The organism is uncultured Desulfovibrio sp., from assembly GCF_902477725.1.
Lineage (GTDB): Bacteria > Desulfobacterota > Desulfovibrionia > Desulfovibrionales > Desulfovibrionaceae > Desulfovibrio.
On sequence record NZ_CABSIF010000002.1, the window covers coordinates 156,247 to 181,318 of the forward strand.

General features: G+C 54.9%; 20 protein-coding genes. 11 read left to right on the plus strand and 9 right to left on the minus strand.

What is annotated here, in order from left to right; all coding sequences use genetic code 11:
• Positions 1–11: 11 nt before the first annotated feature.
• The 3 genes from RDK48_RS02165 to RDK48_RS02175 all read right to left on the minus strand — a co-directional run bounded on the left by RDK48_RS02165 (position 12) and on the right by RDK48_RS02175 (position 2,449).
• Positions 12–689: an ABC transporter permease subunit gene (locus RDK48_RS02165; RefSeq protein ID WP_022659397.1), complete on the minus strand. Its 678-nt coding sequence runs from the start codon at positions 687–689 to the stop codon at positions 12–14.
• The gene (locus tag RDK48_RS02170; RefSeq protein ID WP_298994302.1) at positions 682–1,431 is read right to left on the minus strand and encodes an amino acid ABC transporter permease; all 750 of its coding nucleotides are present in this window, start codon (positions 1,429–1,431) and stop codon (positions 682–684) included. The genes RDK48_RS02165 and RDK48_RS02170 overlap by 8 nt, the downstream gene beginning before the upstream one ends.
• A gap of 106 nt (positions 1,432–1,537) precedes the next feature.
• Complete coding sequence (locus RDK48_RS02175) at positions 1,538–2,449, minus strand: glutamate/aspartate ABC transporter substrate-binding protein (RefSeq protein WP_298994301.1); 912 nt, start codon at positions 2,447–2,449, stop codon at positions 1,538–1,540.
• Positions 2,450–3,292: 843 nt separating this feature from the next.
• On the opposite strand from RDK48_RS02175, the gene RDK48_RS02180 reads away from it, so the two are divergent.
• The 3 genes from RDK48_RS02180 (at position 3,293) to RDK48_RS02190 (ending at position 10,324) form a co-directional block, all read left to right on the plus strand.
• Positions 3,293–4,984, plus strand: a complete 1,692-nt coding sequence (locus RDK48_RS02180) for a bacteriohemerythrin (protein ID WP_298994300.1) — start codon at positions 3,293–3,295, stop codon at positions 4,982–4,984.
• A 332-nt stretch (positions 4,985–5,316) separates the two neighbouring features.
• Complete coding sequence (locus RDK48_RS02185) at positions 5,317–6,759, plus strand: diguanylate cyclase (protein WP_298994299.1); 1,443 nt, start codon at positions 5,317–5,319, stop codon at positions 6,757–6,759.
• Positions 6,760–7,006: 247 nt separating this feature from the next.
• Entirely contained in the window at positions 7,007–10,324 is a 3,318-nt protein-coding gene (locus RDK48_RS02190) for an EAL domain-containing protein (protein WP_298994297.1), read from the plus strand.
• Positions 10,325–10,471: 147 nt separating this feature from the next.
• Here the strand turns inward: RDK48_RS02190 and RDK48_RS02195 are convergent, their stop codons facing one another.
• From RDK48_RS02195 to RDK48_RS02210, 4 genes are read right to left on the minus strand one after another with little or no spacing between them, the layout of a single operon-like run.
• Positions 10,472–11,296, minus strand: a complete 825-nt coding sequence (locus RDK48_RS02195) for a 1-acyl-sn-glycerol-3-phosphate acyltransferase (protein ID WP_298994296.1) — start codon at positions 11,294–11,296, stop codon at positions 10,472–10,474.
• Between the two features lie 2 nt (positions 11,297–11,298).
• Positions 11,299–12,522, minus strand: a complete 1,224-nt coding sequence (locus RDK48_RS02200; RefSeq protein ID WP_298994295.1) for a replication-associated recombination protein A — start codon at positions 12,520–12,522, stop codon at positions 11,299–11,301.
• Positions 12,519–13,277 (minus strand): 16S rRNA (uracil(1498)-N(3))-methyltransferase, encoded by a 759-nt coding sequence (locus RDK48_RS02205; protein WP_298994294.1) that lies wholly within the window; start codon positions 13,275–13,277, stop codon positions 12,519–12,521. The genes RDK48_RS02200 and RDK48_RS02205 overlap by 4 nt, the downstream gene beginning before the upstream one ends.
• Positions 13,274–14,992, minus strand: a complete 1,719-nt coding sequence (locus tag RDK48_RS02210) for a hypothetical protein (protein WP_298994293.1) — start codon at positions 14,990–14,992, stop codon at positions 13,274–13,276. The genes RDK48_RS02205 and RDK48_RS02210 overlap by 4 nt, the downstream gene beginning before the upstream one ends.
• A 196-nt stretch (positions 14,993–15,188) precedes the next feature.
• Here RDK48_RS02210 and RDK48_RS02215 point away from each other — a divergent pair, with 196 nt between their 5' ends.
• The 3 genes from RDK48_RS02215 (at position 15,189) to RDK48_RS02225 (ending at position 18,240) form a co-directional block, all read left to right on the plus strand.
• Positions 15,189–16,304, plus strand: coding sequence for a GAF domain-containing protein (locus RDK48_RS02215; protein ID WP_298994291.1), 1,116 nt, complete (start codon positions 15,189–15,191; stop codon positions 16,302–16,304).
• A gap of 2 nt (positions 16,305–16,306) precedes the next feature.
• Positions 16,307–17,332 carry a rod shape-determining protein gene (locus RDK48_RS02220; protein ID WP_022659408.1) on the plus strand — a complete coding sequence of 342 codons (1,026 nt, stop codon included), beginning with the start codon at positions 16,307–16,309 and terminating at the stop codon, positions 17,330–17,332.
• A gap of 119 nt (positions 17,333–17,451) precedes the next feature.
• Complete coding sequence (locus tag RDK48_RS02225) at positions 17,452–18,240, plus strand: inositol monophosphatase family protein (RefSeq protein ID WP_298994289.1); 789 nt, start codon at positions 17,452–17,454, stop codon at positions 18,238–18,240.
• A 90-nt stretch (positions 18,241–18,330) separates the two neighbouring features.
• On the opposite strand, the gene RDK48_RS02230 is transcribed toward RDK48_RS02225, so the two are convergent.
• The gene (locus RDK48_RS02230; RefSeq protein ID WP_298994287.1) at positions 18,331–18,846 is read right to left on the minus strand and encodes an NUDIX hydrolase; all 516 of its coding nucleotides are present in this window, start codon (positions 18,844–18,846) and stop codon (positions 18,331–18,333) included.
• On the opposite strand from RDK48_RS02230, the gene rimI reads away from it, so the two are divergent.
• The 4 genes from rimI (at position 18,845) to RDK48_RS02250 (ending at position 21,653) form a co-directional block, all read left to right on the plus strand.
• The gene (gene rimI, locus RDK48_RS02235) at positions 18,845–19,303 is read left to right on the plus strand and encodes a ribosomal protein S18-alanine N-acetyltransferase (RefSeq protein WP_225529810.1); all 459 of its coding nucleotides are present in this window, start codon (positions 18,845–18,847) and stop codon (positions 19,301–19,303) included. The two genes, RDK48_RS02230 and rimI, sit on opposite strands and share 2 nt — an antisense overlap.
• A 14-nt stretch (positions 19,304–19,317) precedes the next feature.
• The gene (tpiA, locus tag RDK48_RS02240) at positions 19,318–20,082 is read left to right on the plus strand and encodes a triose-phosphate isomerase (RefSeq protein ID WP_298994284.1); all 765 of its coding nucleotides are present in this window, start codon (positions 19,318–19,320) and stop codon (positions 20,080–20,082) included.
• A 51-nt stretch (positions 20,083–20,133) separates the two neighbouring features.
• Complete coding sequence (secG, locus tag RDK48_RS02245; RefSeq protein ID WP_298994282.1) at positions 20,134–20,517, plus strand: preprotein translocase subunit SecG; 384 nt, start codon at positions 20,134–20,136, stop codon at positions 20,515–20,517.
• An 80-nt stretch (positions 20,518–20,597) separates the two neighbouring features.
• A complete protein-coding gene (locus RDK48_RS02250) occupies positions 20,598–21,653 on the plus strand; it encodes a Smr/MutS family protein (RefSeq protein ID WP_298994279.1) in 1,056 nt (351 codons plus the stop codon).
• 376 nt (positions 21,654–22,029) lie between these two features.
• On the opposite strand, the gene RDK48_RS02255 is transcribed toward RDK48_RS02250, so the two are convergent.
• Positions 22,030–22,323, minus strand: a complete 294-nt coding sequence (locus RDK48_RS02255) for a hypothetical protein (RefSeq protein ID WP_298994276.1) — start codon at positions 22,321–22,323, stop codon at positions 22,030–22,032.
• 240 nt (positions 22,324–22,563) lie between these two features.
• On the opposite strand from RDK48_RS02255, the gene cas3 reads away from it, so the two are divergent.
• Positions 22,564–25,065, plus strand: coding sequence for a CRISPR-associated helicase Cas3' (gene cas3 / locus RDK48_RS02260; protein WP_298994275.1), 2,502 nt, complete (start codon positions 22,564–22,566; stop codon positions 25,063–25,065).
• The last annotated feature ends 7 nt before the right edge of the window (positions 25,066–25,072 follow it).

Below are 25,072 nucleotides of genomic sequence, written 5' to 3' on the forward strand. Positions count from 1 at the left end.
GGTGGGATTAATCATTGATTGAGTCTCTTTTTTACCATGGTTACGGTGGCTGAAACACAGAGGCAGACCACAAAGTAGCCGGATCCTGCAATCAGTACCATATCAATTTCATAGCCTGTTGTTTTGCCAATGTTGGAAGCGGTGCGGAAAAAGTCGGCAAGGCCGATGATGTACACCAGGGCGGTATCCTGAAAAAGAATCATGCCCTGGGTCAGCAGCAGGGGCGTCATAACGCGGAATGCCTGCGGCAGGATGACATAGGTGATGGTTTGCGACTTGGTCATGCCAAGGGCAAGGGATGCCGCATACTGGCCGCTCGAAACACTGCGCATGCCTGCGCGGATAATTTCTGCATAGTAGGCCGCCTCAAATGCGGTAAAGGCCACTATGGCGGAAACAAGCCGAATGTCTGTTTGCGGCGAAAGATTGAAGAATGAAGTCAAAAACTGCGGCACAATGAGGTAGAACCATAACAGTACCATCACAAGGGGAATGGAGCGGAAGCAGTTCACGTAGGCGGCGGAGAGCCAGCGCATGGGCGCGTAAACAGAAATGCGCGCCACAGCAAGCAACGTGCCTATCACCATGCCAAAGGCAATGGCCGTGATGGTGATCTTGAGCGTTACCAATGCCCCCTGCGCAAGCAGGGGCAGGCTCTGCTGGATGATGCTCCAGTCTATGCTAAACATTTTTGCCTCCTGTGCTCATGGAGGGCAAACGCATTTTGTTCTCCAGCAGTTTCATGGAACGCATGACCACAAAATTCAGGAAGGCGTAGGCAAGCGTAACCGCAATAAACGATTCATACGCGTAGCCAGAAAATTCCAGAAGGCGGTTGGCCTGTGCGGTCAGTTCTATAAGTCCCACAGTTGAAGCGACTGCGGTGTTTTTGACCATATTGAGCATTTCTGAGGTCAACGGCGGAATAATGATGCGGTAGGCATTGGGCAACAGAACATGCCGATAGGTCTGCGGCAGCGTAAGGCCAAGGGCCAGGGCGGCGTAGCGTTGTCCGCGCGAGAGCGCCTGAATGCCAGACCTGACCTGCTCACAGACGCGCGCCCCGGTAAAGAAACCCAGCGCGCAGGTGGCAATGACAAAAAATTGGATGTTGGGGTTCAGTTCTGCCTTAAACCATACGCTAGCTTTGTAGGGCAGCAGGTCGGGTGCTGCGAGGTACCATATGAAAAACTGAACGATAAGAGGTATGTTACGAAAAATGGTCACATAGGCCGTGCCAATGTTACTCAGAATCTTGTTGGGCAGAGTGCGGAGAATACCGAAAAAAGAGCCCAGAAGAAAAGCCAGAATCCAGGCACAGACAGACAGGGCCACTGTCGTCAAAAAGCCGTCCACCAGCCAGCTAAAGTAGGTGACGTTTCCGAACGGCGCCTGCTCAAAAAAAATGCCCCAGTTCCAGTTAGCCTGCATTCGTTGGTTCCATCCCTGTGTAAAAAACGTATCTCATGGTGCAGCGGGCTTAAACGCATGCCCGGGAGCGCCCGCTTGCGCCTGAAGCTCCCGGGCATGCCTAAAATCAGTTCAGGGCCTTGTCGTTGGGGGCCTTGAAAAGAGCCTTCATTTCGTCAGACATTTCAAAATTCATGTTCATGTTCTTGGGCGGAATCGGCTGCATGAACCAGCGGTTAAAGGACTTTTCGGCGTTGCCGTTGCCCTGTTCCGCGGCAATCACGTCGTCAAGCAGCTTCTTGAACTGGGCATCACCCTTGCGCACCATGCAGCCGTAGGCTTCAAAGCTCTGCGGGGTACCCACGATGATCCAGTCAGCGGGCTTTTTGGCCTTGGCGCGTTCGCCGGCAAGCAGGGCGTCATCCATAAAGAAGGCCACAGCGCGGCCAGATTCCACAGTGCGGAACGCATCGCCGTGGTCTTTTACGCTGATGATGTTGATGGCGAGGCCCTTCTCGTCATTCATCTTGTTCAGCAGCTTTTCAGACGTGGTGCCGGAGGTCACGGCAACGTTCTTGCCCTTCAGGCCGTCAAAGTCCGTGATGCCGGAGTCTTTGTTGACCAGCAAGCGGGTGCCGATGATAAAAAAGGTGTTGGAGAAGTCAACCTGCTGCTGACGTTCCAGGTTGTTGGTGGTCGAGCCACACTCGAAATCAAAGGTGCCGTTTTGCAGCAGGGGAATGCGGTTCTGCGAGGTGATGGGCACAAAGCGCACCTGGAGGTTGGGCATGTTCAGCTGTTTTTTAACGGCTTCCACAACCTTGTTGGAATAGTCCTGTGCGTAGCCGATAACGTTCTGCTGAAGATCGTAGTAGGAAAAAGGCACGGAAGATTCACGGTGACCCACAACAATCACGCCGGTATCCTTGATTTTTTTCAAGGTGCCGGTGAGTTCCTCTGCCTGCGCCTGACCGCCCTGAACAGAGGTCAGCAGAAGCAGAGCCGCAAGAGCGGACAAAATGGATTTCTTCAGCGCCATGGTTTCCTCCTGGAATGGCATTTACGGAAGACGGCGCCCCGTTGCCAAATAGCAGCGCCGCCCAAGAAAACTACCCGGAAAATGGTGTTTGCCAGACCCATGAAAGCCAAGCCCCGCATTCAGTATCCACGGTGCTCTGGTTTTGATGGGGTGCCGGTGTGCAAGGGCACGTCCACGGCAAACAGTTTCCCTGAGTTCCTGCCAGAGTGCAGTGTCTGCGCTCATCGGGCGCGCCGATGCTGGCAGGCAAGAAAGCCGGGTGCGCTATCATGGTTCAGCGCACGCCGCTTCACGCTTCTGTGAACGATACGCGGCAACCGGCAAAGAAAAATACATCAAACCATGCGGCGCTTAGCGGTGCATGATCCATCGCTGACTGGTGCCTTGGGGGGGAGGCGTCGCTGCGCTCTTGAGCAATTAAATGATGCGAAAATGCATTCGCAAAATTTTACGTCACATGTTCAGGCATTTACCCCGTGCGGGTAAAAAGCTCGCACAGCCTTAAGAGCGATTACAAGGTGAAATCGCTCCCGAGAGTGCAGGAACCACAAGCGGTTATGCTTGCGGCAGAACACCTGCGTCAAAATTTTCATTAAAATACCTCGGCATCATTATAAATATTAGCCCTGGTGTCAATATGACATCCGCTTGCGCTGACCTCGCGCGTGCTGCCCTCCAGATTTTAGTTAGACGCTTAAATGTAACATTTTTTTCAAAATTTGCGCTATTGGTGCCGCTTGTTTTGTCCGATAAACGATAATATGATCATTCTGCTTGGTTTACCGGGAGGCTGTTTTTCTCAGCCTCGGGCACAATTATCCGTTTTCCGACAAGGATGGGTTTATGGTTTTTATTTCCCATGCGTTTGCTCTGGCCATGCTGGTTATTTTTGCGGTTGTTGGAAAAATTGACGGATTGTTGTGGTTTGCCTTGGGTGGTGTGGCTGCCTGCCTGGCGGTGGATGCAATTATGTGGTTGCGCGCCCTGGCGGAGGCCAGGCAACTGCGCGAGCAGATGGATGAAGTTGCCGGTCGCGCTGGCGAATCCGGGGGCGCCAATAATCAGGAACGCCTTGCCTATTGCCTTGGGCGGCTGCGTTCTGCAGAAGATAATCTGGCTGCCGAGCGGCAACGCACTGTCGGGCTTGAAGCCACCAATGCGGCGCTTCAGGCAAAGCTGCAAGCGGCGCAGGCCGAAAATACAGCCTTGAGTGAGAAATTTGAAAAGGGCGATACCGTGCTGCGCAAGGCGCATACTGTTTGCGCCAAACTCTCTGGCGAAGCCCAGAACCTTGCAACCCTGGTTACGGAAGTGAACCAGGGGGTTGCCGTGCAGCGCGACCGCCTGAACGAAACCGGCGGCGCTATGGACGCAGTCTCTCAGGGGGCGCACGAATCATCCATGCGCGTACGCGAGCTTTCGGAAAACGCGCAAACGGCCAGCGGCAGCGCATCTGCCAGCAAGGAGCAGGTTGACGGCGCTGTTAGTTCCATTGAGCAACTCAAAAATACCATTGTGCAGCTCAAGGAAGCCATGGCAGGTCTTGGAGAAAAAGCCAGCAATATTGGCAAGGTGATGGCTGTCATCAATGAAGTTGCCGACCAGACCAACCTGCTGGCCCTTAACGCAGCTATTGAGGCGGCGCGGGCTGGTGAAGCCGGGCGCGGTTTTGCCGTTGTGGCTGACGAAGTGCGCAAGCTGGCAGAAAAAACCATGGGCGCCACGCGGGAAGTTGAAGACGCAGTGAAGGCAATTCAGCATGAGGCCCACCGTAATGCCGAAACTGTGGATGCCGCCGCGCGTCTCAGCCTTGAAGGGGCCAGTTCCGCCTCTGTGGCTGGCGAGCGCATGCGCGAAATTTTGGAGACCATGTCCGGCACAGCCCAGCATTTGCAGGCTGTGGCCGCCACCGCCGGAGTGCAGTCGGAAAATATTGAAGACGCCAATAAAGCCCTGGATGAAATCCGCATAGTGGCGGAGCAGACCTCTGGCAATATGAAGGTCTTTACTGCTGCGCTTCTGACATTTCAGGGCGGCATGGAAGAGCTGGACATGATTGTAAGCGCCCTGGCAAGCGGCGACTATGATCGTGCATCTTCAAGCAAGTTTGTGCAGTGGACGCGTAATATGGATCTTGGCATAAATGATATAGACAGCCAGCATCGCCTGCTTGTTGACTATATTAACGATCTGCACAGCGCCATGACCAATAATAGCAGCGCGCAGGAAATGCTTGGCATTCTGCGCAAGCTCCGCGACTACACCAGTACACACTTCAGGGATGAAGAAAAGCACTTTGTCCGCACCGATTACCCCTCCACCAAGGAACATCTTCAGATCCATCGTGACTTTGAGGCCAAGGTCAATGAAGTGGAGCAGGGCCTCAAGCAGGGAACAATAACCCTGAGCATGGATCTGCTTTCCTTCCTCAAAGACTGGCTTGTGGAGCACATTATGGGCATGGATGCGCAGTACGCGCCCTATGTCAAAAAAGCTGCCAGGCTTGGCACGACCCGCAAGGTGCGGGCTGCCTGATTCCACTGTTTCGGCTGTTTGTTAAAAGCCCGTTCCGGTTCAGGAAAGCGCAGTAGCCTGCGGTTTCAGGCCCGAGCGGGCTTTTATCATGCGGTAGTGGCAGGTTCTTTTGCTCTCCCACCTCTCGTTTCCAAGTTTTTGAAAATAGCGTGGATCCCCTTTCTGCCATTGCAGGACTGACGAAAATCATTCATATGCAGGTTATGGAATGATTGTTTCACCGCCGGGGGCAGGTCGTAAGCGGATTTTTGGGTTCGCACGGTTTTATGGCTGTACAAGCAAGTGATCTCGCTGCTGTAAAAAGCGGCCTGTGTTCAAGCCTGGGAGAGTGGATGTCAATTCAACTCGTTGCCGCAATCAACCGCGTCTCCAAAATATTGTGCTGTGGGCTTGTCTGGCTTGTTTTGCAGGCATTGCCAGGTGGGGCATGCGCGTTCGATACGGCTATCGCGCATATTGGTGATGTGAGCCTCACCCCCACCGAGCAGACCTACCTGCGCGAACATAGAAAAGTTACCCTGTGTGTTGACCCTGATTGGGTTCCTTATGAGCAGATAGACGCATCGGGAAAACACGTGGGCATTGCAGCCGATCTTCTGGCGCTGGTCGCAGACAGAACCGGCCTTGAGTTTGAGCTGGTGCGCACCGCCGACTGGAATGAAAGCCTGGCTTTTTCCAAAAGCGGACAGTGCAAGGTGCTGAGTTTTCTCAATCAGACCACTGAACGCAGTGAATGGCTTATCTTTACCTCGCCCCTGTTCAGTGACCCCAACGTGTTCATAACCCGCGAAGAACATCATTATATTTCTGACCCGGCAGCGCTTGAGCACGAATCCATCGTCTTTCCCGAAGGCACGGCAATGGAAGGTTTGATCAGGGAGCGGTATCCCAATCTTGAGATCAAGCTTGTGCGGTCAGAGGATGAGGCCATGAAAATGGTCTCAAGCCGCCGCAGCTCCATGACCATGCGTTCCCTGATGGTGGCCGCCTACACCATACGCACAAACGGGCTGTTCAATCTGAAAATTGCCGGGCAATTGCCCATGTACATGAACCACCTGCGCATTGGCGTAAGCAAGGGTGATGTCACCCTGCGCAATATTCTGGACAAGGGCGTGATGTCCATAACACCGCAGGAACGGGGAAGGGTGGTAAATCAGCACATTTCCATCAATGTGCAGTCAGCCATCAACCCCAGGTGGTTTCTTTTTGGCGGCGGGATAGGCGCTGTCATTGCCTTGCTCTGGGGCTACTGGACGTATCGGCTACGGCGGCTGAATGCAGTGCTGCTGCATATTTCAAATACAGACAAGCTCACAGGCCTTGCCAACCGGCAAAAACTTTCTGGCGATATGGCCGAGGCCATGCTGCGTGCGCACCAGCGAGAAGTTCCTCTTTCCGTGCTGTTGCTGGATGTGGACAACTTTAAAAATGTCAACGATACCTTTGGGCATCTTGCTGGTGACGCTGTGTTGCAGGCCCTGAGCGCCCTGGCTGTCGATGTGCTGCGCCCGCAGGATGTTGCCGGGCGCTGGGGTGGGGAGGAGTTTCTTGTGCTTTTGCCTGAAACAGATGCCAATGCAGCCGGGGAAATTGCAGAAAAGCTTCGCCACCGTATTGAAGAATTCAGTTTTGCAGACGGCCTGCACTGTACAGTGAGCATCGGCCTTGCAGAAATGCGCCCCTATGATACTCAGGACAGCCTGATCCACAGGGCGGATACTGCGCTTTACCATGCAAAAAGAATGGGAAAAAATCGAGTTTCAGAGGGCTGATTTCTTGTGCATTTGAGGTTTCAAACTGCGTAATTATGCCATACCAGTTTATAATATCGGGTCATGAACTTGCTTGGAACAAAGATTTGGAGTAGGTTAATTGCTATAGGTTTTTAATTTTCATATTTCCGTAACAGCCTTTTGTCGTTCACTTTTTGTTGAATGCTGCATGGCCTCCTTTGCCTCCATTTGCTGCCAGATGTTCTGTTTCTTGGGAGTTGACGCATTCTGCCGATGCGGGGTTCATATGACTGATTCCCAGCCAAACATTCGTTCAGAGTCTGAACGCAGCAAATCATCCCGGCTGCATTCCCACAAGCAGCTATGGGTCATTGCCATAATCAACCTGCTTGTTCTGGGCATTATTATTTTTGCCCTGGTGGGGAGCAGGCAGCAGGAACTCGCCACAGCCGCCAACACGCTTGAAAGCGTTTCCCGATCCATAGACGACGTTCTTTCCTGGCGTTTTGAGAAAATCAATCTTGCCCTGCTGGGCGCGGTTGATGAAGCGCAACAGCAGGCACTGCACGGCGATGTTTCATGGGAACGCTTTGAAGCCTATGGCAAAAACCTTGATGAACGCCTGCCGGACACTCTTGGCTTTTTGCTGACAAATACGCAGGGGCGGGTAGTGTACGCTTCTCCCCGTGCGCTTTCTGGCGAGATGTCCATCACCAACGCCGACCACTTTGTTCAGCTGCGCAATAATCCCTCCCCTGGGCTTGTTATTTCCCATCCTTTTTACAGCCAGTTGTGGACGCGCCCCATCATTGTGCTTTCCATGCGCTATTTGTTGCCCGATGGTTCGTTTGGCGGCGTTGTGGCCTGTGCTGTCTCCATAGATATGTTTTCGGACATCATGGCTTCAGCCGTCATTGTGGGCTCAAGCGCCGTGGCCACCCTGTGGGACAAAAAGCTGGGCCTTGTCACGCAGTACCCGCGCGGGCGTTTCTGGCTTGACGCCAAGCCGTCGCCCCCGTTGCGAAAACTTATTGAACGCGATGCCGCCCCAAGCATCTACCAGCACAGGCGTGCAGATTTTGGCGATAAAAAAAGGATCGCGTTTTATCGCAAGCTCCGTCAATGGCCCCTGTATCTTTCTATTGGCCTGTATGAGCAGGCCGTACTTGCCAAATGGCGGCAGGACATTTTTTCACTGGGTTTTTTATGGATAGTCTGCGTCTTTATCTCATTCTGGAGCGGCATGAGCTACACCCGTCAGCTCAAGGCTCTTGAATTGGGCGAAAAGCGCTATAAAGGCCTTTTTGACAATATGCAGGCAGGCATGGCCCTGTGCGAGCCGGTCTTCGCGCCAGACGGGAAAATTTGCGATTTCAGACTGGTTGAGATCAACCAGGCCTACTGCGATGTATTCAAGGCGGGGCGGGAAGACGTTATCGGCAAAACGCTGCTGGAAAGAATCAGCCCCAAAACCAGCGAAACAGCCCGCTGGGTGAATCCGCTCATAGTCACTGCGGAAACCGGTGAACCGTCTCATTTTGAATTTTACCTTGCTGGCAACAACCTGTGGGCAGATATTGTTGCCTATCGCTCAGAAGCTGGAATCATAGCATTTTTGTGTACGGATATAAGTGAAAGAAAATTTGCGCAGGGGCGGGCAAACCGTATTTCACAAATGTACGCGGCGCTCAGCAGGTGCAATCAGGCCATTGTGCGCTGTTCTGGCAGAAACGACCTTTTTGCAGAGGTCTGCCGGGCTGCGGTGGAAGCTGGCGGCATGAAGGGAGCCTGGATCGGTCTTGTTGAAAAGCAGACTGGCAACGTGCAGCCCGTTGCGTCATTTGGCCTGAGCAATGTTGATCTGCAAAAGCTCGACATATCTGTATGGGCGTCTGACCCCAAAGGGTCCGGCCCAACTGGCTGCGCAATCCGAAACAACGAGTCTGTCTGGTCAGACGACACCACAACTGACCCCAGGCTTGCGCCCTGGTGGCAGCTTGTGCGCAGAACGGGCTTCCTTTCTGTTGGAGCACTCCCCTTGCGCCAACGTGGAGAAGTTGTTGGAAATTTGACACTCTACGCCGACGATGCCGAAACCTTTGATGCAGAGGTGCGCGAACTTTTGGGGGAAATGGCCCTGAACGTCAGTTTTGCACTGGATAATTTTACCTGGGAAGAAGAGCGTCGCCGCAACGAAGCCCGCATCAATGAGCTGGCCTACTACGATCAGCTGACCGGGCTTGCCAACCGCCCCCTGCTTACTGACCGCATCCGGCAGGCAGTTGCGGTGGGCATGCGCACGGGTAAGTACAGTGCGATGCTGTTTATTGACCTCGACCGGTTCAAGACGGTCAACGATACACTTGGTCACGCACACGGCGACAATCTGCTCAAGCAGGTTGGGCAGCGCCTGCTTGCCATTGTTCCAGCAGACGACACGGTTGCGCGCTTTGGCGGCGACGAATTTGTTTTGTTATTGCACGGTCTGTCGGGTAACAGCGAGGAGGCTGCTGAAGCCGTGGCGCTTATCTGCCGCAAAATTCTCACTGCCATACGCGAGCCAATTCTTCTGGAGGGCATTACCTGCAACTGCACAGCCAGTATCGGCGTTGCCCTGTTCGGCAAGCAGAGCATCACTCCGGATGAACTGCTCAAGCAGGCGGATCTTGCCATGTATCAGGCTAAAGATGCCGGAAGAAATACCGTGCGTTTTTTTGATCCGGCCATGCAGCAAACCGTCATGGAGCGCATAGAGCTTGAGCGGGATCTTGAGGAAGCCATACGCCTTGAGCAGTTTGTGCTGTATTATCAGCCGCTGATCAGCGTGGATGACACTGTGTTTGGCGCAGAAGCGCTGATTCGCTGGCAACACCCCAAGCGTGGTATTGTGCCGCCTGCCGATTTTATTCCCTTTGCGGAAGAAAACGGCATGATTGCCCGCATCGGCGCATGGGTGGTGCGGGAGGCGTGCAGCCAGCTTGGGCGCTGGGCTGAGATACCCGAGTTTTCAAGTCTGACAATTGCCATCAACGTAAGCGCCCGCCAGTTCCGTGAAAGTGATTTTGTACGGGATGTTACGGCAGCGGTGCGGCAAACTGGCATTGACCCAGGTCTGCTGAAGCTGGAACTGACCGAAAGTCAGCTGGCCGTGAACATGCAGGAAATCATAGCGTCCATGGTCAAGTTGAGCAATCTGGGCATCCGGTTTTCGCTGGATGACTTTGGCACGGGCTATTCATCCATGGCGTATCTCAAACTGCTCCCGCTGGATCAGCTCAAAATTGACCGTTCTTTCATTCGCGATCTGCTCACAGATCCCAACGATGCCGCCATCGCCAGCATTATCATCGCACTTTCGCAAAGCCTTGGTTTAACCACCGTGGCCGAGGGCGTGGAAACACGCGAGCAGAAAAGGGCCCTGCTGAATATGGGCTGCACGTTGTTTCAGGGGTACCTGTTCAGCGTACCGCTGGCGGTAAAGGACTTTGAGCGCTATCTGGCGCGCAGAAATGCAGCGGCAGCCGCAGATGGGCATGGTAATCGGGCCGAGCAGCCCGAAAGTGCTGAACAGGTAGCGGAGGGTGAGGGCAGGGGAGCCGCCTGAGCGGGGAGAAAAATTTGGGCAGGGCAAAGTGCAGGCCTACTGAGCGCCTAGCCATGCCTGAAAAAAACTGAGTGCTTCCCAAATAACAAGGGCGGGGTAAACCCCGCCCCTGAACGTCATATCCGCAAAATATCCACAAAAATTCAGTTATTCGTTGATGCCGTCCAGTTGCTGCCATTTGCCGAGGTGGCTTTCAATATGCTGGCAGATTGCCGCCTGTTCTTCCTTGCCTTGCCCGGCAATGGTGAGGGGGCTTGCAAAGGTGTAGCGTATGGTCAGGCCGGGTTTTACCGGGCCCAGCTCTTTAATCTTTTTGCCCTGTCCCCAGGCATCGGTCTTGAGCGCCAGCGGCACAATGGGCACTCCGGCCTTTTTGGCCAGCTTGACACCGATGGAATTGAACTGCTGCGGGTTGAACTGGCGCGAGCGGGTATGCTGCGGAAACACAATGATGGAGATGCCCTTTTTCAGGCGCTCCAGCCCGCCGTTCAGCACGGCTGTGAGGTCTTCACGCGGATTGGCGCGCCCAACAACGATGGGGTCGCGCGAGCACATCACCGGGCCAAAAAACGGCATGGTGGTGAGGCTTTTTTTGACCACAAAGGTCACCTGGCGGCGGGGCCGGATCATGGCCGGAAGCATGAATGTTTCCAGCGTGCTCATATGGTTGGCCACAAACAGGCAGGGGCCGTCCACGGCTTCAATGGCGTCCATGCCTTCAATCTTGATGGGGCAGCCCATGCGCTCCATAAGGTCTGCCACCCACGCGCTGGCATATACCCAGGCGGCATCGTCGCACTGCCCCTTGGACGCTCTGGAGCACAGCCAGCGCACCGGGCCGAGAAACAGGCGGCTGTAAAAGCTGAGCGAGGGCAGCATACGGCTGAAAAAGCCCGCACTTGCAGGCTGACTGCTGTATGTGTCGCCCGTGAGAAACTTGGCTTCAAATGCGCCGTCAACAAAGGGGTTCATGCCTATTCATCCGTTTTTTTGATTTTATGCAGTTTGCGCCACCACTGGCTGAGGCGGGGTTCTTCGCCATTGTCGCGCGGCTGGTAGAACCTGCGGCCTTCCAGTTCTGTCGGCAGGTATGACTGCTCGATCCACGATTCCGGGTAGTTGTGGGGATACTTGTATTCCTTGCCGTAGCCCCATTCCTTGTGCAACTGTGTGGAAGGATTGCGCAGATGCAGCGGCACCGGGCGCGCTCCGTTGAGTTTGACCTCGCGGGCGGCGTTGAGATAGGCCGCGTAGGAAGTGTTGCTCTTTTTGGCAAGGGCCAGATAGGTGACGGTTTCCGCCAGCGGAATGAACCCTTCCGGCATGCCCACAAATTCCACGGCCTGCTGGCAGGCCACAGCCAGCCCCAGAGCGTCCGGGTCGGCCAGCCCCACATCCTCGGAGGCGGAAAGTATCAGGCGGCGGCACACAAAGCGCGGGTCTTCGCCGCCTTCAAGCAGGCAGGCCAGGTAGTACAGGGCCGCATCCACATCACTGCCGCGAATGGACTTGATGAGCGCCGAGGCCAGTTCATAGTGGTTGTCGCCGTCCTTGTCATGCCGGATGAGCACCTCGGGCAGCGCCGCCTTGATATGCTCCAGATCGCGCCTATCTTCCGGCAGGGCGCCAACGTACTCCACAAGATTCAGCAGGGTGCGGGCATCGCCGTGCGAAACCCCGGCCAGCAGGTCGGCCACCTCATCGGTCATTTCAAGCTGCATGTCTTTTGCGCCGCGCCGGGCAAGCTCCATAAGTTCAGGGCGGCCAAGGGGGCGCAGCCGCAGTACATGCAGGCGTGAAAGCAACTGACGCGTGACGCTGAACGAGGGGTTTTCCGTGGTTGTGGCCAGCAGGGTCAGGTCGCCCGATTCCACCAGCGGCAAAAAGAAGTCCTGCTGCGCCTTGGAAAACCGGTGCAGTTCGTCCAGCACAAGAATTTCCACGCCCGTCAGCGAGCGCCTCAGATGCTGCAATCCGGCCTCGGGCGCGCTCAAGCGCAGATAGGGCTTGCCGGATGATTTGGCCAGCAGCAGGGCGAGGGTTGATTTGCCGCAGCCGGGCGGGCCGAAAAACAGCAGGCTGGGCAAACGCCCGGACTTCATAAGTGAGCGCAGGCGGTCGCCAAGGTGGGTCTGACCAAGAAAAAGCGCCAGATCATCGGGCCGCATGCGCTCCGGCAGCGGCTTGCTTACGGTCACTTTCCGCTCCCTTGGGTGGCATCGGCCTTGCCGCTAAGCTGCGAACCCCACCAGTGCAGGCCAAGGCAGAGCGTTGCGGCTGTTTCACAGCGCAATACGCGTGCACCAAGGCTCACGGCGGCAAAGTGGGCGGCTTTCAGAGCTGCCAGCTCACGTTGCGAAAAGCCGCCTTCCGGGCCGATAACATAGACGGTAAGGCCGGGCTGGCCCGCCATTTCCGGGGTGAGCATATGCACGCCGTCCTGGAGTTCCCAGGGCAGAATGCGGTGGTCGGCACTGTGCGAAAGATGGATGAGCTGATCCACGCCGCCCGAGAGGGCGCGCACTTCAGGCAGCCAGGGGTTGCCGCTCTGCTTTGCCCCTGCAATCATCTGCCCAAGGCAGGCTTCTTCTGCGGCGGCAGAAAGTTTTCCCTGACTGTGGTCGCCCTGCCACAGCCATACGCCATGCGCGCCAAGTTCCACGGCCTTTTCCATAAAAAAGCCGCGCCGCACGGCCTTGCTGTAGGCCAGCGCCACAATGGCCCGCGAATGCGGAGCAGGGGTGACAGTTTCAGAAACGCGCTGGAGCTGCACGTTTTTTTTGCCCACCTTGCACACCACAAATATGCCCGAGCGGCCCCGGCCATCCAGGAGGCCCACTTCGGTGCCGGGTTCCGCGCGCAGAACCTGCCCCAGATGCCGGGCTTCCTGCCCTTCAAGAAGAGGTGCATCGCCCCAGTGTTCAGGGGCCAGATAAAAAAACGGTACGCTCATGCCACCACGTTTTCCTTGCCGCTGCGCGCCTTGCGCACAGCCTTGAACCCGTCCTGCAATGAAACAAGACGTCTGTAATTTTTACGAATTTCCTGACCTGCCGGGGTCAGGGTATCTTCCGGCGGTTCTACGTATTTGCGTTGCAGATAACTGTCGCGCAGGATTCTTTCCACACAGTCGATCACGGCGTCAACCAGCCCTGGGAAAAAGCTGACGATTTCAAACTTCAGCTCGTTGAGCAGGTTCAGGGCCTCGCGGAACATCTGCTGGTAGGTGATGCGCGCGCCCTTGAAGGTGCGCTGGCACAGGTCTTCCAGTATGCGCACACGCCGGGCCTGCTGAATGTAGCTGAACCGGGTGCAGACTTCCTGATACAGTTCGCGCAGGTTCTCAAAGGCTTCGTCGTTATCGGGCGAAAAGAGGTAGTTGGTCAACACCTTGCTTACATTGGAGAAAAATTCATCACTATAGCTGATCATGCGCCGCTGATGCTTGGTCAGCCAGCTGTAGAGGAACTTGAGCCGCTTTTCGTGCGTGCCCGTGTTTTCCACCACTTCGGTGCGCTTGTAAATGATGCGCCCCGTATATTCGCCGCGCACAATGTCGTTGAGGCGCAGGAACATGTTGGAGGTGTCCTTGATGATATTAAGCCCGGTGAGCGCTTCGCCCGTGATGGGGTGCAGCACCTCCTGCGCCACCACGGAGAGGGCGCGGTCCTGCCGCACGTTGCTGGCGTCAAAGGTGTGCTGGCGGTATTTGATGCGCAGAATGACCACCCGGCGCGGCTTGTCCAGAAAAAATCCATCGCGGTCAATGGCGCTCAATGCTTCGTCCTGATCGGCGTCCACAGCCACAAGGGCCACTTTTTCCAGCAGGGGATAGCGCGTGTTCTCGCCATTGGCCATGTAGGTGGTGATGGTTCTGTCCGTCTGCCCCAGCACGCGCAGCAAAAAGCGCTCGCCCATCTTGTGCAGCTTGCGGGCAAAAAGCGCGCTCGAGGTGCGGCGCTCTGAAACAATGGGGAAGCCGTAAAGCTCCATGAGGTACTGATACACAAACATGCGGTTGCGTTCGTAAATATCGCTGTCGCCGTATACGAACTTGCCGATGCGGATACCAAAGCGCTTCAGTTCGCTGTCGATATCCGAAGGAAAGGAGGCGAATATTCCGGCCAGATGAAACTGCTTGTCAGCGCCCCAGGCCAGCACGTGCGCCCTGTCCATGCTGAGCAGGTAGGGCATGAGGGCCGGGTATGTTTCAAGCACAACCGTGTCTGACGAGCGGAACTGCTGGCGAAAAATATCCTGATGCACGCGCGGCAGCCGCGAGGCCAGGGTCTGCAGGTTCTGCACCATGACCTGATTTTCCAGCGGGCAGCAGGCGCCGTCGCCTTCGGTAATTACGGGGTGCAGGCGGTCGAACTGAAAAATTTCTGAAAAATAGTCGAGCTGGCGGGCAAAGGCCACCATGGCAAAGCCGGGCAGCTCTTTGTATTCAAACATGTCGTTGTCAAAAGAGGGCAGGAGCTCGCGTGCTTCCACAAGGGGGTAGTTCTTGTTTTCCTGATATGGTTTGACCAGGCACAGGCGGATATGCACGGCATCGAGCATTTTCTTGAGCTGTGTCAGGTCGCTTAGGGCAAGCGAAGAGGACAACTGGGTAGCGTCCTGCCAGGGCAGACCGTCCTTGCTGAATACCTCTTGCCATTTAATCATCCGCACATCCCTTATAGAAATTTGTTATTTACTACCTGCTTTTTAGAATATTTTCCAGTAGGAATGATGCAGGTTCCCCGAAAAACGGCATCAACCGGGGCTGCCAAGCCCGATGTTAGGGGCGCAGCGCTGCCAGCCTCGGCCCGCAGCATCGGATCAACGAGCAGGAACAGCGCAAAAGAAGTTGCGGCGGCGCATGCCCTTTGCTACAAGAAATGCGTTACCCGAGAGCCGTCACGCCTGTGGGCGGCATCACCATCAACCCCATGTGCCCATGACCGCCAACTCTGTTGAAAAGCATATTCTGAGCATCGTTTGCAGCGTTTTTGACGCTTATTCCGTAGTCCTTTTTCTGCCTGACGAAGAAGGCGAAGCGCACCACCTTGCGGCTGCCTTCAGCCTGGGTGAAAGGATTGCGTCCAACGCATCGGTGCTGCCCGGCAAGGGCCTTGTCGGCTGGATTGTTCGTAACCGGCAACCTCTGCTTGTGCCAAATTTTGACCAGCGCCAGAGCAACCTTGGCTACTACACCGGCGGCGAAGAGGCCAACATCAAGGCCTTTATGGGCTGCCCCGTGCCTACCGGCGGCGCGCTCTGCGTTGACAGCAAGCGACAGTACTCTTTTTCAGACAAAGACCACAAGATCCTGCAAATGTTCGCAGAGCTTATCTCCCGCCAGCAGGGTTCCACCGGACGGCAGGAGCTTGCAGGGGATATTCCGCGTTATTTTGCGGAATTGTCCGTTATTCAGGATCTGCGCTTTCGCTACAAGCGCTGGCCCCAGTTTTTGCAAAACTATCTGCGCATCATGGTTGAAGCCACGGGCTTTGACTACTGCGCCTTTGCCTCGGTGGACGAACCGGGCGAAACATATTGCGTTGAGAGCGAATCGGCCCGCCTGCTGTTGACCGGTGAAGAACCGCTTATCCTGCCCATGGGCAGCGGCATAACAGGCTGGGTTTTTCGCAACGACCAGCCAGTGATAGCCGAAGGCGTCGAAGGCGCGCCCGCCACTGTGCTGTTTGGCAAACTGCCGGATATGCCTGATTTTCAGGCTGCCATATGCATGCCTGTCATGGTCAACAAAAGCACGCGCGGCGTACTTTGCCTTGCGCACACCAATCCTCGGCAAATAGACGAATCCCTGCGCAGTTTTGTGCGTCAGTCTGTGGATCATCTGGCCCTGTTTTTGGAAAATCTGTATCTCAAAATGCGGCTCAGAACCATGTTGCCCAGAGCGCGGGTGCACAACGACGGCCCCCAGGCCTATGACCCAGACACTGCGCCCATTCCGCCAACAAAAGAATACTAAATATGATTCTACGGCGTTTCTTCAGATTCTTGTCCAAAGACATTGCCATGGATCTTGGCACTGCCAACACCCTGCTTTACACCAGGGCTGATGGCATTGTGATCAATGAACCATCGGTGGTGGCCATAGACACGCACAAGAATTCTGTTCTCGCCGTGGGCGCTTCAGCCAAGGAATATCTGGGCCGCACACCCCAGCGCATCAAGGCCGTGCGTCCCATGAAGGACGGCGTCATCGCCGACTTCGACATCACCCGCGAAATGATCTCCTACTTTGTGCGCAAGGCCATTACCGGGCTGCGGCTGGTTAAGCCCTCCATGGTCATCTGCATTCCAACGGGCATCACCCAGGTGGAAAAACGCGCGGTCATCGACTCGGCCATTCTGGCAGGTGCTGCCGATGTGGCCATGGTCGAGGAACCCATGGCGGCGGCAATCGGCGCTGACCTGCCCATTCATGAGCCTCTGGGCAATCTGGTGCTCGACATTGGCGGCGGCACAAGCGAGGTGGCTGTTATCACCATGGCGGGCATTGCCAATGCGCAGTCTGTGCGCGTGGCGGGCGATGCCATGAATATGGCCGTGCAACGCTACATGCGCGATGTTTTTCGCATGGAAGTTGGCGACAATACAGCGGAAAATGTGAAGAAGATTCTTGGTTCCGCCATGCCCATGCCCAATGCGCCGGTGCTCGAAGTTTCGGGCAAGGATCTGGTGCGCGGCGCGCCCCGCGTGGTCAAGGTGACGGAAGGCCATGTGCGCGAAGCCTTGCGCGAGCCTGTGCTGGCAATCCTTGGCGCAGTGATGCGCGCGCTGGAAAAAACGCCGCCTGAACTGGCTGCGGATATTTACCGTAACGGCATGCTCATGGCGGGCGGCGGTTCTCTGCTCAAGGGGCTGGATCAGTTTATCGCCAGAGAAACGCGCCTCAAGGTTTTTGTGGACAAAGACCCCCTGACCACCGTGCTGCGCGGCACGGCCCGCGCCATGCTTGACCGCCAGCTCTATCACTCGGTTTTCATTAACTAGCTGTGTCCACGTTGCTTGCCGAGAGGCCGCGACAATCCATCTTTTGAAAACTGTCTGCTGCGGGGTGACCACCCTGCGGCATTTTGCGTTGCAGAACCCGCACGCGTAAAGGAAGCCCCATGTTTGCATCACAGGATATTTTGCAGGGATGTCTGGAAATTGTGCGCCAGAGCGGCGACATCGTGCGCGAGCACTGGGCAAAGCCCAGCAACGTGCGCCACAAGGGCCGCATTGATCTGGTCACGCAGACCGACCTGGCGGTGGAAGCCTTTTTGAAGGAAAAACTGGCAAACCTTGTGCCCGGCGCCGCCTTTATGGCGGAAGAAAGCAGCGAGAGCGAGAAGGAACCGGACGGCCTGTGCTGGATCATCGACCCAGTGGACGGCACAACCAACTTTGTGCACCGCATCCCGCAGGTGGCGACCTCAGTGGCGCTCTGGAACAAGGATCGTGTGGAGCTTGGCGTGGTCAACATTCCCATGATGAACGAATGCTTCAGTGCGCAGCGCGGGCAGGGCGCGTACCTCAACGGCGCGCCCATAAGCGTGAGCAAGGCTGAAACTCTGGGTGATGCGCTGGTGGCCACGGGCTTTCCTTATGACTTTGGCGGACGGCTCGACAGAATACTGGAACGCCTCTCCCTTGTGCTGCCCAAAAGCCAGGGCCTGCGCCGCATAGGCGCGGCGGCGGTGGATATGGCCTATGTGGCCTGCGGCAGGCTGGATATGTTTTATGAAGAAGGGCTGAAACCCTGGGATTTTGCCGCTGGCCTGCTGCTGGTGGAAGAAGCCGGGGGCAAGGTTACCAATTTGCGCGGCGAGGCCATGCATTTTGGTGATGTGCTCATGGCCTCCAACGGGCTGGTGCACCAGGAGGCTGTTGATCTGCTTGGCCCCACCGCCGTATAAGAACACAGCGTTGCACGGCCTGCGCCCTTGGCAGCAGTTTTTTGCAACTGGCAGGCTTGCGCGCGGGTAAATTGAGGGAGTGTGGGCAGGTCAGCGCGGGCGCACAAGGCCAGACTGCACCGCCTGCCGCAAAAAAGGCGATAGCAGTTCGCCAAAGTGTACGCCAAGGCCCCGCAGTTCGTCATAATCGACCAGCATGTGCTGATCCGGGTCGCGCACGGCGGCAGTAGCCAGCGAGGCGGGCATGCGGCCTTCATACAGTGCCACAAAGGCGTTGAAGTTGTCCGGCCCAGGCGGGGAAACGCCGAGCGGCAGTATGCGTCCCTCGTGGTTCCAGTCGTTTTTAAACAGCTCCTGCGCCTTGTGCTCGCTTGATTGCCCGGCGGGCAGCCTCCCGAAGGACGAAAATCCCCAGCCAAGGCCAGGGCGGTTCGTCAGCAGGGCGCGCCCAAGCCGGTCGCGCACAAGCAGGCCCACTGCCCGATGCCGCAGGTTCTGCCGCAGTATGTCCTCGCCGCGCATGATGCACAGCGGTATATTGTTGTGGTCTACAACCTCCTGCAAGTCAGGAGTGTTGCCTAATGAAGGATAAAGGCTGATTTTCATGAATGCTTCCACAGTGCGGGACGAACGCCTTCAGATGCTTGGGCCGCAGCATGCCGCCGCCATGTACGAGATTGAGCGCCAGTGCTTTCCTCTGCCCTGGTCAGAAGAGCAGTGCGCTGCCGCCTTTGGACAAAAGGCTTTTTCGGCATTGGGAATGTTCCGGCATGAGGCGCTGATTGGCTATATATCAGTGTACCACACGCTGGATGAACTGGAAATACTCAATCTTGCAGTTTTGCCGGATGAACGTCGCAGAGGACACGGGCGACGTATATTGGGCGTGGTCTTGCGCCTTGCGCGTAAAATGGCTATAAACAAAATCTTGCTTGAAGTCAGAGTGGGCAACAGGCCCGCTATTTGTCTGTATGAGAGTTGCGGCTTCAAGCGAGAGGGCGTGCGCAAAAAGTATTATACCGATACTGGCGAAGACGCGCTCATTTATCTTTGTTCCATCTGATCCTTGAGGACGCCATGCAAAAAATATTTGCCGCCAACTGGAAGATGTATAAAACCCGCGCTCAGGCTGCCCAAAGCGCCAGCGATCTGGCTAAAGGCCTCGGGCATATGCCTGCGGGGCAGGATGTGGTTGTTTTTGCACCCTTTACGTCCATAAACTGCGTGGCGGACGCCTTTAAGGGCGTTGCGGCGCTTTCGGCGGGCGCACAGAATTGCTATCCCGCAGAAGAAGGGGCTTTTACAGGCGAAACTTCGCCCGCCATGCTGCTTGACGCTGGTGCAAGCTGGGTGCTGACCGGGCATTCCGAGCGGCGGCACATCATGGGCGAGGACGATGCCCTTGTGGCCCGCAAAACAATTTTTGCCCTTGAGCATGGCCTCAAGGTGCTGTTCTGCATCGGCGAAACCCTTAACGAGCGCGAAGCTGGCAAGCTAAACGCCGTGCTTGAGCGCCAGCTTGCCGCCGTTTTTTCGGCCATGCCCGAGAGCCTGCGCGGCGCTGCCCTTGTGGGCAAGCTTGCCATTGGCTACGAGCCTGTGTGGGCCATTGGCACGGGCAAGGTTGCCGGGCCGGAAGAAGTACTCGATGCCCACGCCGTCACGCGGGCCTTGTTGCAAAAAATTGTGGGTGAAACCGCAGACAAGCTGCCCATTCTTTATGGCGGTAGCGTTAAGCCAAACAATGCCGCAGGGCTCATGGCCCTTGACAATGTGGATGGCCTTCTGGTAGGTGGAGCGTCTTTAGAAGCGCAAAGCTTCTTACAAATTATCGGGGCCTAACCCCACTTCGGGCGCGCCATCGGGCAGTGGCCGGACGGCGAGGAGGAATTCGTGCAGACTCTCATTCTTACGCTGCATATCATTGTGTGCGTGTTGCTGGTTATTCTTGTGCTGCTTCAGGCGGGCAAGGAAGGCATGGGCGTGATTTTTGGCGGTGGCAACAGCTCTGTGTTCGGCAGCGGCGGCGCAGGCGGCATTCTTGCCAAACTGACAGCCCTGATGGCCGTGATTTTTGTTATCACGTCGCTCAGCTACACCCTCGTGACCAGCTCGCGTCCTTCCAGTCAGTCTACGATTCTTGACGTGAAGATTGAAGAGCCTGCTGCTCCCAGGCCCGCCGCCCCGGCTGTTAAGCCCGGTGCGGAAGCGACCCCGGCTCCTGTGGTTCCCACTGCTCCTGCCGAGCAGAAGGCCCCGGCGCCTGCGGCTCAATAAGCGCAGCACCTGTTTTGCTGTTAAAGCCGCGGCCTGTGCTGCGGCTTTTTTTATTCGCATAACCCATGAGTGGAGCCGTTATGTCTGACGCAGACGCCTTTGGGGCAAATCCGTTCCGCGCGCTCAATGCAAAAAAATTTCCCGAAAAGCAAAAAAACGGCGGCAATGAGCGCAAACCTGCGCACCATGGGCAGGGCAAGGGCAAGCGCGTTATCGCGTCTGCTGGCACTGCGCAGGCTGCTGAAATTTCGGATGAAGATTGCGATCTGTTTTTGAACGCCGTGAGCAGCGTGACACCCGCCAAAAACAGCCGCAAGGCTGCAAAGCCGGGGTTTTCACTGGAAGAACGAGGCACCATGACCAGTATGGCAGATGCCCTGGCCGAGGAACGCAGCAAGGGCAAAAAAAATGCGACTAAGGCCGCAACGCAGGATGCTGGCAAATCCAAGGGCGTGGCTCTGGGAGCGGCCCAAATATCGAGCGGTCATGCGTCGCCTACCCAGTCGTCATCTGGCAAGGTGCCATCTGGCAGCGCCGCAGCCACACCCGTTCAAGATGATGAGGATGACGAGGCCTCGGCCTTTCTTGCCGCCATGGGCACAGTAAGCCCCCTTACTGGCGGCGGGCGGGATGTTGTTCCGGCTCCTGCCCCGGTAACTCCACCGCCGCATGGCGAGCTGAGCCTTCAGGATTTCATGGACGGCAAACTGGAATTTGCGCTGACGTTCTCCGATGAATACCTCGAGGGTCATGTGGTCGGCCTTGACCAGATGATTCTGAACAAGCTCCGCGGTGGCGGCCTCAGCCCGGAGGCCCACCTTGACCTGCACGGCCTCAATGCTTTGCAGGCTTTTGAAGCCCTGCGCGGCTTTTTTAAAGGAAGCTGGTACAAGGGCCTGCGTACAGTGCTGGTGGTGCCGGGTCGTGGCCGCAATTCGCCTGACGGTATGGGCGTTCTGCGCGAAAAGCTGCAAAGCTGGCTGACGCAGGATCCCTTCAAGCGGGTGGTGCTGGCCTTCTGCACAGCCCAGCCTCACGACGGTGGGCCGGGCAGCGTTTATGTGCTGCTACGCAAGTATCGCAAAAAAGGCCGTATTTACTGGGAAAGAATGCCTGCGGATTCTGACCTGTACTAAGGCTGCTTGTTTTTGAAAATGTACACTTGCAAGTGTTTGACAAGTCAACTCGACATGGAGCTGCCTTTGGCTTCACTTGCAGCAAGCTCCTGAGAGGTTATACCTCCCCCAAAAGATATATGCTGTACGTATTCATTTCTGATATGACTTATCAGTGTGCTGAAATCATTGATTAGCGTGTAGTACAGTGCCACACAGTACTGGAGATTTTTCCAAAGCTGTAAATACTGGGGCAAGATTGTTGCGCAAACTGTATTGCCAAAGTGGTTTGCTAAGTATCTCCAATAGTTTCCCATTATTATTGTCTTTCATAACTTTATAATATCAGACATTGATTACGCTGAGTAGACAGAAAAAATCAAGTGATATCGTTCGCTCAATTTATCACAACTTTGAAGAGTTTTATTCTTGTGCGCTCCATATTCATGTCAGAAGCGGAAGAGATATAACCTTTTTGAGCAATTATTTCAGTCGTTACTACATAGACGAGTTCTTCTTCAATAGACGCAAAATTAGTTTTTTGGCAACTTCCAGATATAGGTATTTTTCTTCTGCGTCCCTCATCAATAGATTCACCTCGCGAATATTCTCCTATCCAGCTGCATAAGGTTATAGTGTCTTTAATACCCAGCCCTTCATAATGCTCTTTAACTATTGCCTCCTTCAGCATAGCGTTTTGCTGCCATCTATTTGAATCCTTAACGGTAGAACAAGCGTCACTCAAAAGCGATGCTATGTGGGGCTACACCAAGGACGGGGCAAGCCTGCGAATGGGGTTTACGCCCACGCCAGGGCAAGGCAGGCATGTATATGTTGAAATTGAAGTTGCAATGTTGATAGTATTTTGTATATATTAAAATATTAAATTTTTTTTTATTCTTTTTTTGATAACGACTTCAAGGGGGCCATTATGTCGAACTTGCCTGATTGCTGCGTGGCTCATGTCTATTGCCCCGAGAATGGCGCACCTGTTCGCATACAGCCTCTTTCTGAACATTTGCGGAATGTTGCTGCCCTGACATCATCAGCGGCAGCCAAGGTCGGGTTGCCCCTGACAGGTCATCTGGTTGGCTTGCTGCATGATTTTGGCAAGTATTCAAAAGAATTTCAGGATTATATCCTTTCCGCTGCTGGCTGCATTACTCCTGGTGAGCCGGGCTACACCGATCCCATAGCTTGCAAAGGGAAGATTAATCATGCTTTTGCTGGAGGGCAGCACCTCTGGAAGCACCTGCAAGGCAATGATACGAAAAAAGCGATTGCCCGGATGATTGCATTGTGTATTCTGTCCCACCATTCAGGGTTAAAAGATTGCATAACCCCAGACGGCAAGGACGCATTTACACAGAATTACATGGCCCGTCCGGAGGAAAAAACACACCGTGAGCAGTGCGTTGAGCAGTGTGATCAAGCATTCCTTGAAGAGATAGAAAATGAAATCTCGAATGCGCTTTTATCAGAAGTGCGAGCAGTTTTGATGAAGTTGCGTGATCGAGTCATGAACAAGCAGCCAGCAAGTTCCGATATAAATGACCAACGAGACGGCGCAAATAGTCGTGATTTTCAGCTTGGATTGCTGGCGCGTTTTTTATTCAGCTGCCTGATTGATGCGGATCGTACTGACAGTGCAGATTTTGAAGATCAAAAAGGGGCGGAAATTCGGCGCAGCGGGGTCAGGCGTCCTTGGGATGCTCTGGTGCAGCGTTTTGAAGCAGCCTTGGCCCAAAAGACCCCGCAACACGCCATCGACCACATCCGGGGCGATATCTCAGCCCATTGCGCGCAGCGTGCCCAGGATGCGCCGGGTATGTTTACTCTCACTGTGCCCACTGGCGGGGGTAAAACGCTGGCCAGCCTTCGTTTTGCCCTGCTGCACGCGCAAAAGCATCAGATGGACAGAATTATCTATGTTATTCCTTATACATCCATTATTGATCAAAATGCCGATGTAGCCCGAAAGATTCTTGAGCAGGGTGAAGCCCCTGGGTCTATAGTGCTTGAGCATCATTCCAATTTTATGCCTGATGAAGATTCTGACGCTGAAGAAGTCGCCAGCCGGTGGGAAAAGCTGTCTGAAAATTGGGATGCCCCCGTGGTCTTCACCACCATGGTGCAGTTTCTTGAGAGCCTGTTTGGCGCAGGCACAAGCTCCGCCCGCCGCATGCATAATCTTGCACGTAGCGTGATAGTGTTTGATGAAGTGCAGACTGTCCCTGTGCGCTGCTTACGCATGTTTTGCAATGCTGTGGATTTTTTGACCGGGCAATGCGGTTCTACCGCAGTGCTATGCACTGCCACGCAGCCGAGGCTGGGCAATTTGCCGCATCCGCTGCGCGGCAGCCTTGATATACAACCCGACATAGAAATCGTGCCAAATGTGCCAGACCTGTTCACGCGCCTCAAGCGCACGACATTTTTTGACCACTGCCATACCTCCATGAGTGCAGAAGATGTGGCCGCACTGGCGCAAGAAGAGCAACAATCCCACGGCTCATGCCTGGTGGTTTGCAATACCAAGCGAATGGCAGAAAAGATTTATGCGCTTTGCGCCGAACAAGAAGGCGTAAACTTCTACTACCTTAGCACCAACCTCTGCCCCGCGCACCGCATGGCAAAACTAGAAGCAATGCGTGACGATCTGAAAAACGGGCGTCCAGTGCTTTGTGTGAGCACGCAGCTCATTGAGTGTGGTGTGGATATCAGCTTTCGATCTGTTATCCGTATGGCTGCGGGCCTTGATTCAATCCTTCAGGCGGCAGGTCGCTGCAACCGGCATGGTGAAAAAGAGCCGGGCCGGGTGCATGTTGTGCGGGTTGAGGCAGATGCGGAAAATCTGGACTGGCTGAAAGACATCAAAGATGGACGGGACATCTTTCTTGATACAGTGCGCATAAAGTATGCACAAGAGCTTCTGGAGTCTGGCTACGATCTCACTATGCCGCAGTTGGTTTCAACATATTTTGACCATTATTTTCATCGTAAGGGTGCCGCGCTTTCTTACGCGGCAGGCGATAATAATTCTTTGCTTGATATGCTGGGGAGCAACCAGTTTGCCGTCAGCAACAATAAGAATCCATTCCCCATATTGGGGCAATCATTCAGCACCGCAGCAAAAATTTTCAAGTCCATCGACTCAACATCAAAAAGTATTTTGGTGCCTTATGAAGACGGCGAGGGCATCATTGCTGCACTTTGTTCATCAGATTTGCTGTATAAAAAATATGAGCTTTTACGTAAGGCTCAGCGTTTTTCCGTAAACATTTTTCCACATACAGAACGCGAGCTTATACAGAAAAATGCCTTGTATCCCATTCAGGATAGTGGCATGTTTGCTCTGAAACCCAATTTTTACTGCAACGATCAGGGCGTTACCGCGCAATCAGTGCAAAAACTGTGTTTTTGTAATTATTGATAGGAGG

Bases quoted from the DNA above. Each gene is read 5' to 3' on its own strand.
- RDK48_RS02165 (WP_022659397.1), bottom strand. From the start codon at position 689: ATGTTTAGCATAGACTGGAGCATCATCCAGCAGAGCCTGCCCCTGCTT.
- RDK48_RS02170 (WP_298994302.1), bottom strand. From the start codon at position 1,431: ATGCAGGCTAACTGGAACTGGGGCATTTTTTTTGAGCAGGCGCCGTTC.
- RDK48_RS02175 (WP_298994301.1), bottom strand. From the start codon at position 2,449: ATGGCGCTGAAGAAATCCATTTTGTCCGCTCTTGCGGCTCTGCTTCTG.
- RDK48_RS02180 (WP_298994300.1), top strand. From the start codon at position 3,293: ATGGTTTTTATTTCCCATGCGTTTGCTCTGGCCATGCTGGTTATTTTT.
- RDK48_RS02185 (WP_298994299.1), top strand. From the start codon at position 5,317: ATGTCAATTCAACTCGTTGCCGCAATCAACCGCGTCTCCAAAATATTG.
- RDK48_RS02190 (WP_298994297.1), top strand. From the start codon at position 7,007: ATGACTGATTCCCAGCCAAACATTCGTTCAGAGTCTGAACGCAGCAAA.
- RDK48_RS02195 (WP_298994296.1), bottom strand. From the start codon at position 11,296: ATGAACCCCTTTGTTGACGGCGCATTTGAAGCCAAGTTTCTCACGGGC.
- RDK48_RS02205 (WP_298994294.1), bottom strand. From the start codon at position 13,277: ATGAGCGTACCGTTTTTTTATCTGGCCCCTGAACACTGGGGCGATGCA.
- RDK48_RS02210 (WP_298994293.1), bottom strand. From the start codon at position 14,992: ATGATTAAATGGCAAGAGGTATTCAGCAAGGACGGTCTGCCCTGGCAG.
- RDK48_RS02215 (WP_298994291.1), top strand. From the start codon at position 15,189: ATGCCCTTTGCTACAAGAAATGCGTTACCCGAGAGCCGTCACGCCTGT.
- RDK48_RS02220 (WP_022659408.1), top strand. From the start codon at position 16,307: ATGATTCTACGGCGTTTCTTCAGATTCTTGTCCAAAGACATTGCCATG.
- RDK48_RS02225 (WP_298994289.1), top strand. From the start codon at position 17,452: ATGTTTGCATCACAGGATATTTTGCAGGGATGTCTGGAAATTGTGCGC.
- rimI (WP_225529810.1), top strand. From the start codon at position 18,845: ATGAATGCTTCCACAGTGCGGGACGAACGCCTTCAGATGCTTGGGCCG.
- RDK48_RS02230 (WP_298994287.1), bottom strand. From the start codon at position 18,846: ATGAAAATCAGCCTTTATCCTTCATTAGGCAACACTCCTGACTTGCAG.
- tpiA (WP_298994284.1), top strand. From the start codon at position 19,318: ATGCAAAAAATATTTGCCGCCAACTGGAAGATGTATAAAACCCGCGCT.
- RDK48_RS02250 (WP_298994279.1), top strand. From the start codon at position 20,598: ATGTCTGACGCAGACGCCTTTGGGGCAAATCCGTTCCGCGCGCTCAAT.
- RDK48_RS02255 (WP_298994276.1), bottom strand. From the start codon at position 22,323: ATGCTGAAGGAGGCAATAGTTAAAGAGCATTATGAAGGGCTGGGTATT.
- cas3 (WP_298994275.1), top strand. From the start codon at position 22,564: ATGTCGAACTTGCCTGATTGCTGCGTGGCTCATGTCTATTGCCCCGAG.